At 59.7% G+C, this 4,660-nt stretch carries 3 protein-coding genes and 1 pseudogene; 3 read left to right on the forward strand and 1 reads right to left on the reverse strand.

Going from position 1 to position 4,660, the window contains the following annotated elements; translation table 11 throughout:
- Window positions 1-770 precede the first annotated feature (770 nt).
- Window positions 771-1,028 (forward strand): arginase family protein, encoded by a 258-nt coding sequence (locus E4K09_RS30990; RefSeq protein ID WP_134495840.1) that lies wholly within the window; start codon window positions 771-773, stop codon window positions 1,026-1,028.
- Between the two features lie 135 nt (window positions 1,029-1,163).
- Here E4K09_RS30990 and E4K09_RS05935 read toward each other — a convergent pair whose 3' ends face one another.
- Window positions 1,164-2,057, reverse strand: a complete 894-nt coding sequence (locus E4K09_RS05935; RefSeq protein ID WP_166802182.1) for a LysR family transcriptional regulator — start codon at window positions 2,055-2,057, stop codon at window positions 1,164-1,166.
- A 96-nt stretch (window positions 2,058-2,153) separates the two neighbouring features.
- Here E4K09_RS05935 and E4K09_RS05940 point away from each other — a divergent pair, with 96 nt between their 5' ends.
- Window positions 2,154-3,167 carry a zinc-dependent alcohol dehydrogenase family protein gene (locus tag E4K09_RS05940; protein WP_134495842.1) on the forward strand — a complete coding sequence of 338 codons (1,014 nt, stop codon included), beginning with the start codon at window positions 2,154-2,156 and terminating at the stop codon, window positions 3,165-3,167.
- 268 nt (window positions 3,168-3,435) lie between these two features.
- Window positions 3,436-4,482, forward strand: a pseudogene (locus E4K09_RS05945) (IS110 family RNA-guided transposase).
- Window positions 4,483-4,660: the final 178 nt, after the last annotated feature.

Raw genomic sequence — 4,660 nt, forward strand, 5'->3', positions numbered from 1 at the left:
CCGGACGCCCCGCAGCAGCCCTGATCCCTGGTGCCCGCCTGGTGGTGTACGAGGGTGCTCCACACGGGCTCTATTTCACCCACAAGAAGCGCCTGAACCAGGACATCGCAAACTTCGTCCGCGAGACAGAATAGAGCAACGTCTCATCCAAACCTATGTACGGCTGATCTTCGCCCCCAGGGCGCATCATCGCCGCACCGTCTCTCTAGGCCGGATTGGCACATACGAGGTGCATCTCACAGAACTTGATTCGACTGACGCCAGCTTTCCACCATTCTGGCTCGAAGTTTATTGCCATGTCACGAACGCCACGATCGATAGGTGCGGGTGCTTCGAGTTCGACGACGATGCACACATAAGCGCTGTCGAGATCGTGTTCAGAAACACGCGATTTAAGGCTCTGCTGAATTGACTTCACAGAGTGTAAGAACTCGAAACAACCGGGCTAGCATGAAGGTTCGCTTAGTTGTTAAGTTTGCATACCGTCTCGTCTCTCGATGGCACCGTCCACGGCAGGTCATCTTGGCAGATCCAGGACACCTCAACGAATATCAGTTGCGCGAGATCGGGCTGGTTTCAGCTCAAGAAGACTCGGATCGACGATCGTGGCATGTAGCCCCTCCAGAGTAAGGCTGCGTCTGACTACCTCGCAACCGATATCTGCGGTGCGATTCCACATGAGCCAATGACCGACCAGCAAACTGAGGCGATTAAACCCCGATTCCGTTATCTGTCGCCTAGCCTTACTCCCTATTGGTAATTGATCCACGGTGTTCGACCGCGTCAATTGGCGCTACTGGCTCCACCTGGATGTTGACGTCCTCCACCAACACGTGATGTCTGCGATTAACTCGCCGGGGCGCTCCGGGTTGGAAATGGGCGAAGTGGTGATAATCCTGCACTCGTTGCTGTCGCCACAATGTGCGGGGCTGGCACTTATGATCTTGGATCCGGGCCTCGACCCTGACGGGAAGTACACTCGGAAACTCGTACAGTTAGTGGTCTATGCATGGTCAGCCGTGCTCTGAACGTACGCCGAGTTGCTGCGATGATGGAATTCGTTTCTGGCAGTGGTGAAGCGTCGACAACTCGGGTTTCAAGGTTCAAGCTGCTCCAGCAATTGCTCCGCACCATGTCATGAGAGTAGAACGGATCCGGCATTGTCAGGGGCTAGCCTCCTGGTCGCAAATCATCGCGGCGAACCGGGCCGTCAGAGCATCCTCGACTAGTTTGAGGTTGGCTAAATGTGGCGAGCGTTGAACTTCGATGGCGAGGATCAGATTCAGGTCCGGGATGCCGACTTTGGCAATTCCGTCGGGAAGGCCGGAGCGAAGCTGACGCTGGGGCATCAGGCTAAAGCCGACGCCTTCTCGCACGAGCGCAATCTGCAATCTCGCATCCTGGACCTCTGCCGCAACAGTCAGGCAGCGGCTATAAGGGGCCAGAGCCTTGGCGAGGCGGTGTCTCGCATCGCACGGTTCAGGGTTCAGGATCCAGGGATGGCTGGCGATGGCGGCTGTATTGTACTCTCGAGCGTTCGCGAGATCGCTTGAAGCAATGATCGCCAGAGGCTCCTGGCCGAGAGTTGTGCTGTCGCTGAGCGACGCACGCTCCGGTGAGCCAGACAAGATATAGGCAACATCCAGCATTCCGCGCTGGAGGTTCTCGGCGAGTCTGTCACTCCATCCTGCAGTCAGCTGAAGGACGACCCTCGGAAACGTCTCCCGCAGGCTGCTCACAATTGCTGCGAGGCGGTCGTCTGCAAGGCCATGGGTAATCCCGACGCGCAGAAGGCCTTCGGGCTCGCCACGAACTCCGATGCGCCGCATGTCGGCATAAGCGGAAAGGATCTGTCGGCAGCGCGCGAGAGCTTCGGCTCCGGCGGGCGTCAGCCGGGGCGGCTTCAGGCGTCGGTCCAGCAACTCAACGCCCAAAGCGTGCTCCAGTCGCTGGATCTGGCGGGTGACCGCCGGCTGTGTCAGGCGAACCCGCTCTGCTACTCGCTGGATTGAGCCCTCTTCCGACAGCAGAACAAAAGTGCGGATCTCGTCCAGCATGATACTCTCGTGCATAATAATTTTGATTATTATGAATTTGAAAGCGCGCCTCGGCAAGGGCATTACTGCATCTCGCTTGGTGAAGAGGAGATGCAGATGAAGGCACTTGTAATCGATGGGGCATATGGGCTCGACAACCTGCGAGTGGTCGAGCGGCCGATCCCGAAGCCGCGCCGGGGGGAGGTGGTTGTCCGCGTCAGAGCGACGGCGCTGAATTACCGCGACGTCGAGATTGTCCGCGGCACCTACCACACAAGGTTCCCGCTTCCACTGGTGCCGCTCTCGGACGGTGTCGGGGAGGTTGTTGCCGTCGGAGAGGATGTGACCCGCGTCAGAGTGGGAGATCGGGTTTGCAGCACGTTCTGGCAGCGATGGGCGGCAGGCAGCTTCGATATGGCTGAACCCTCCTCTCAGCTCGGAGGGCCGATCGACGGTCTCCTCTCGGAATATGCCCGCTTGGACGAGCAGGGGGTTGTCCTTGCTCCGGAGCACCTGAGCGATGTCGAGGCAGCGACCCTTCCCTGCGCCGCCGTCACGGCCTGGCATGCCCTCGTGACCGAGGGTGCAATCAAGGCTGGGGAGAGTGTGCTGGTTCTGGGGACGGGAGGAGTTTCCCTGTTTGCGCTTCAGTTTGCGGCTGCCTCAGGCGCGCTGGTGATCGTAACATCGAGCAGTGACGAGAAGATCGAACGGGCCAGAGCTCTTGGTGCGTTCGCCGGCATCAACTATCGCCGTCAGCCGGATTGGGCCGACGCCGTTCTGAATCTAACCGGTGGGCGCGGGGTTGATCATGTTATCGAGGTCGGTGGACCCGAGAGTTTTGCCCAGTCGCTGCGTGCCGTGCGTGTGCGTGGACAGATCAACGTCATCGGGTACCTCGGGGGAACGGAGGGCACGATCAACCCGCTCGATATCTTCCGCCGTCAGGTGCGCGTCCGCGGCATCCCAGTCGGGTCCCGCGCCTCCTTCGAGGCGATGAACAGGGCCATTGAGGTGAACCAGCTGCGGCCGGTTGTCGACCGCGTGTATCCTTGGATGGAGGCGGTCAGTGCGCTTCGTCACGTGGAGAGCGGGAGCCACTTCGGCAAGGTCGTCCTTCAGTTTGGGTAATCAGAGATCTGCGCGGGCCCTGGAACGCCAGGGCCCGCCCAAGGTCATGTGAATCTCCGCGCATTCTACGTAGTCGGGTGGTTGTGGACAACTATTGATCTGATCGCGAACCGCCAACCTAGCTCCGAGTTAGGATTACTGTGCCTTATCCAATTTTCTGCAACATGGGGGCGGAACAAGAACTGCTTCCAAAACCGATGGGGATGGCTCCCGCTCCCGACAGTGCCAAGGTAAGCCCGTTTAAGGTGGACAAAAGGGAGCGAAGATCATGGTAGAGATCACAACAGTCGGCCTGGATCTCGCCAAATCGGTGTTTCAGGTCCATGCCGTTGATGCCGAGGGTCGGTTGTTGTGCGCCGGCAGGTCCGGCGCACCCAACTTGTGAAGTTCTTTGCAGGGTTGCCGCCCTGCCTGATCGGCATGGAAGCCTGCGCGACCTCCCACTACTGGGCCCGAGAACTCGCCGCCCTTGGCCATGAGGTCCGGCTCATGCCCCAGCCTATGTGAAACCATACGTGAAGCGGCAGAAGAACGATGCTGCCGATGCCGAGGCGATCTGCGAGGCGGTCACCCGCCCGACTATGTGTTTCGTGCTGGTCAAATCGCCCGAGCAGCAGTCTGCCGCTATGTTGCACCGGTCCCGGGCTCCCCTGGTGAAACAACGCACCGTGCTCCTGCATGCGATCCGTGCCCACTTGGCCGAACTCGGGATCGCGACCGGGGCTGGGGTCTCTCAGGTCACGAAGATGGTTGTAGCTCTGGTTCGGGGCGAACCCCTCGACCTGCCCGATCTTGCCCGCGTGGTGCTGGAGACCTTGGCCCAGCTCGTGTTTGACCTTCAGGAGCGGCTGCGGACGATCGACAAGCAGTTGGCGCACTGGCACTACACCAATGATCTCTCCACCAGTTTGAGACAATCCCGGGCATCGGCCTTGTGACCGCCTCGGCTCTGGCCTCGAGCATCCCAGACCCAAGCACCTTCCGATCAGGACGCCACTTTGCGGCTTGGCTCGGGCTGGTACCGAAACAGAACTCGTCCGGTGGCAAGACCCGGCTGGAGCGGATCAGCAAGCAGGGCAACAAGTACCTGCGCCAGTTGCTGATTCTGGGTGCGGCATCGGTGCTGCGCTATCTGAGGCGGGAGGGCAGCCAGCCCTCGCCCTGGATTGCAGGCCTTCTCCGGCAGCGGCCGCCGAAAGTGGTGGCAGTGGCTCTGGCCAACAAGATGGCGCGGATTGCCTGGTCGGTGATGACGCCGCAAAGCCGGAGCGATGTTCGCCTGTGGCGTATCAATGGACCAGGTTGCGCAATCTGAACCGAAACCTTGAGACAGCTGGAACGCCGAGGCCTCAGTCTCCAATCATTCCGTAAGTCCCATTGACCTGACTGGGTGGAATTGGACCAGGTTGATTGAGAGAGTTGACCTGGAACCAAGGAGCTCAAGATGCCGAAGAAGAGGTTCAGTTCGGAGCAGATCATCGCCAAGTTGCGCC

It is taken from the genome of Microvirga pakistanensis (genome assembly GCF_004458765.1).
Lineage (GTDB): Bacteria > Pseudomonadota > Alphaproteobacteria > Rhizobiales > Beijerinckiaceae > Microvirga > Microvirga pakistanensis.

Excerpts from the sequence above, each read along its gene's own strand:
- E4K09_RS05935 (WP_166802182.1), bottom strand. The coding sequence starts at position 2,057 with ATGCTGGACGAGATCCGCACTTTTGTTCTGCTGTCGGAAGAGGGCTCA.
- E4K09_RS05940 (WP_134495842.1), top strand. The coding sequence starts at position 2,154 with ATGAAGGCACTTGTAATCGATGGGGCATATGGGCTCGACAACCTGCGA.